Below are 2898 nucleotides of genomic sequence, written 5' to 3'. Positions count from 1 at the left end.
CGGGGTCAGGAAGTCCGCCGAGTAGCCGCGCGGCGGGGCGAGACGGCGCAGCCGCGGCAGCTCCGGGTCGAAGTGGCCGCGGGTCGCGCGCCGCCAGCGGCCGAAGACCAGGGGGCCGTCGCGGTTCTGCAGCAGATGCAGGCTGAGCAGCCCCTCCCACAGCGGATCGGGCTCCTCCGCGAGGACCACCCGGGCCAGGTCCTCGTACGTGAAATGGATCCGCAGCCCCACCGGCCCGCTCCCCCCAGATCTGCGCGGCTCGACGTGCCGCGAACGTGCCGCGGACGTGCCGCGAACGTGCCCAGACGTGCGGAACCCCGGTGCGCTCGCCGTGGAGGGGCGGGCGCCCCGGGGTTCGTGTCGGTCGATCAGTTCACCGGCCGGTCAGCCGGTCGGTTCACCGGACGGTCAGCCGGGTCAGCTCACTTCGCCGATGCGGTCGACGCGCTCGTTGACGCCGTTGCGGAGTTCGCTGAGCGTCGTGCCGGGCGGGGCCGTCTTCGGGGTGGAGGACGGCGGCTGGGTCTCGTCCGCGCAGGTGGTGCCGGCGGCCGGGACCTTCAGGTCGACGAGGTAGTTGATGACCGCGTCCGTCGCGCAGGCGCTGCGGCCGAACGCGGTGTGGCCCTCGGCGTCGAACGTCACCAGCGCGGCGTTGTCGAGCTGGTGGGACAGGGCGACGGCGTCCCGGTAGGGGGTGTCCGGGTCACCGGTGGTGCCGAGGACCAGGATCGGCGCCGAGCCCCTGGCCCGGAAGGAGCCGTCGTAGCGGCTGACCTTCTCGGCGGGCCACTGGACGCACGCGGTGGCGTGCTGGTGGTCGTAGGTCGGCGGACCGAACGCCATGGCCGGGCCCAGCAGCGGCGCGTCCTTCGCGTTGGCCTTGACGTTCCACTCCAGCTTGCGCAGGCTCTTCGGGTAGTCCTTGTCGACGCACTCGACGACCACGTTCGGGCCGAGGAAGTCGAAGCTGGCCGGGGACGGCGGACGCAGCAGGAACGAGGTGTTGTCCCGCAACTGCGCCTTGCGCAGGGCCGCGCCGAGCGAGGGCCAGATGACCTTGCCCTCGTTGATGTTGAACATCAGCCGGTAGACCAGGGTGTAGCCGTTGGCCTTGGCACCGCTCGCGGTGGTCACGGGGTTCGCGTCGAGGTCCTTCTTCAGCTGCTCGAACGCCCCGCGCGGGTCCCCGTCGCCGAAGCCGCAGATCGCCTGGTCGGCGGCGCACCAGTCGAGGAAGCGGCTCATCGCGCCGTCCAGCGCCAGATACTGCGTACGGTCGTAGGCGTACGGGCGGTTGGCGTAGTGGTCGGGGTCGTACGCCCCGTCGAGGGTCAGCGCCCGCACCCGCTTCGGGAACATCGCGGCGTAGACGGTGCCGATGTACGAGCCGAACGAGCGGCCGTAGTAGGTCAGTTGCTCCTCGCCGAGGGCCTGACGCAGCAGGTCGATGTCACGGGCGACGTACTCCGTGCCGACGTACGGCAGCAGCGAGCCCGAGTTGGTCTGGCAGGCCTGGTCGAACTCGGCGGCCTCGCTCAGCGCCGGACCGAAGGCGTCAGGGCCCGGGACGCCCTTGGCGTCGGTGACGGCCTTGGTGTAGCGGGCGTCGTCGAAGCAGGTGAGCGCCGAACTGCGGCCGACACCACGGACGTCGTAGCCGAAGACGTCGAACGAGTCGCGCAACGCGGCAGGGAGGCCCGCGTGGTTGTTGCGGACGAAGTCCACCCCCGAGTTGCCCGGCCCGCCGGGCTGCATGAAGAGCGTGCCCTTGCGCTTCGTCTGGTCGGCGGCCTTCTTGCGGACGACCGCGAGGGTGATCTTGGTGCCCTGCGGCGCCCGGTAGTCCAGCGGCACGTCGGCGTTCGCGCACTCGAAGCCGCCCTGGCAGTCGGACCAGGTGAGGGTCGGCACGGGCGGCGGCGGTGTCTTCGACGACTGGGTCTTCTGCGTCGCGGTCTGCGCGGCCATCGCCTGGGTCGCCGTCCCCGTCGCGGCGAGGACGAGCGCGGTCAGCGCGGCCCCGACGAGTCTGAGACGCGAGACGCGTCTCGTCGCGTGATACGTGGTCATGGGTGTTGCCCCCCTGGGCTGTTGAATCCCCTGGACCCCACTGGTCGAGGTGAGGTCGGAGAATGTCTAACCCAAGAGAGGGGGAAATGGCCAGACGGGTGCCACCGTGGCCGACATTCCACAATATCTCTTCACTACCTGGCGGTAGTTACCGTCTTCGAGCATCCCTTCGTAATCTTGGAACACCCCTGGCCGGTGTCCAGTGACGGGGCCCGGCCGGCCCCCCACGATCACGAAGGATCCGCGCACGTGTCGTCCAAGAACAGCCGTTTCAGGATCGCCCTCCTCGCCGTGACCGCGGCGGCCGCCGCTCTCGCCCTGGCGGGGCCCGCCGCGGCGGCCCCGCCGCGGACCGCCACCACCGTGTCCACGGCCGAGCAGGCGTCCGCCCTACCCGTCGACTTCGTCGATCTCGCCACCGGCCCGCTCATCGCGGACGGCGAGAGCCACACGGTCACCCTCACCTACCGCAACGACTCGGCGGCGGACCGGACCGTCGCCCCCCAGCTGCTGGTGGAGTCACCGGACGCCGGCCCGTTCCTCGACCCGACCGACGTCCAGGTCGAACGCCGCACCGCCGACGGCTGCTGGAAGGCCGTCGGCCTCGGCAGCCAGACCGGCACCCTCTTCACCGACCTGACCACCGCGCGGCGCACACTGCCCGCCGGCGGCGCCCTCACCGAGGTCTACCGCGTCACCGTCACCGACCCGGCGTCCGAGGGCACTCTCCACCCGAGGATCGCCCTCTACTGACCGTCCCCCGCACCGCCTACGACCAGGGCCGCGCCCCGCTCCTCGGAGCGGGGCGCGGCCGTCGGCCCCGGC

At 71.6% G+C, this 2898-nt stretch carries 2 protein-coding genes and 1 pseudogene; 1 reads left to right on the top strand and 2 read right to left on the bottom strand.

Annotated elements, in window-relative coordinates; all coding sequences use genetic code 11:
• Window positions 1-231, bottom strand: a pseudogene (locus AWZ10_RS12550) (ArsR/SmtB family transcription factor); the annotation flags it as partial.
• A gap of 186 nt (window positions 232-417) precedes the next feature.
• A complete protein-coding gene (locus tag AWZ10_RS12545) occupies window positions 418-2073 on the bottom strand; it encodes an alpha/beta hydrolase (RefSeq protein WP_060891096.1) in 1656 nt (551 codons plus the stop codon).
• Window positions 2074-2322: 249 nt separating this feature from the next.
• Between AWZ10_RS12545 and AWZ10_RS12540 the strand changes: the two genes are divergently transcribed.
• Window positions 2323-2826, top strand: coding sequence for a hypothetical protein (locus AWZ10_RS12540; RefSeq protein WP_060891095.1), 504 nt, complete (start codon window positions 2323-2325; stop codon window positions 2824-2826).
• Window positions 2827-2898: the final 72 nt, after the last annotated feature.

The organism is Streptomyces europaeiscabiei, from assembly GCF_001550375.1.
Classification (GTDB): Bacteria; Actinomycetota; Actinomycetes; order Streptomycetales; family Streptomycetaceae; genus Streptomyces; species Streptomyces europaeiscabiei.
The sequence above is the reverse complement of the archived record's forward strand: the minus strand, read 5'-3'. Positions and strand labels throughout refer to the sequence as shown.

Excerpts from the sequence above, each read along its gene's own strand:
- AWZ10_RS12545 (WP_060891096.1), bottom strand. The coding sequence starts at position 2,073 with ATGACCACGTATCACGCGACGAGACGCGTCTCGCGTCTCAGACTCGTC.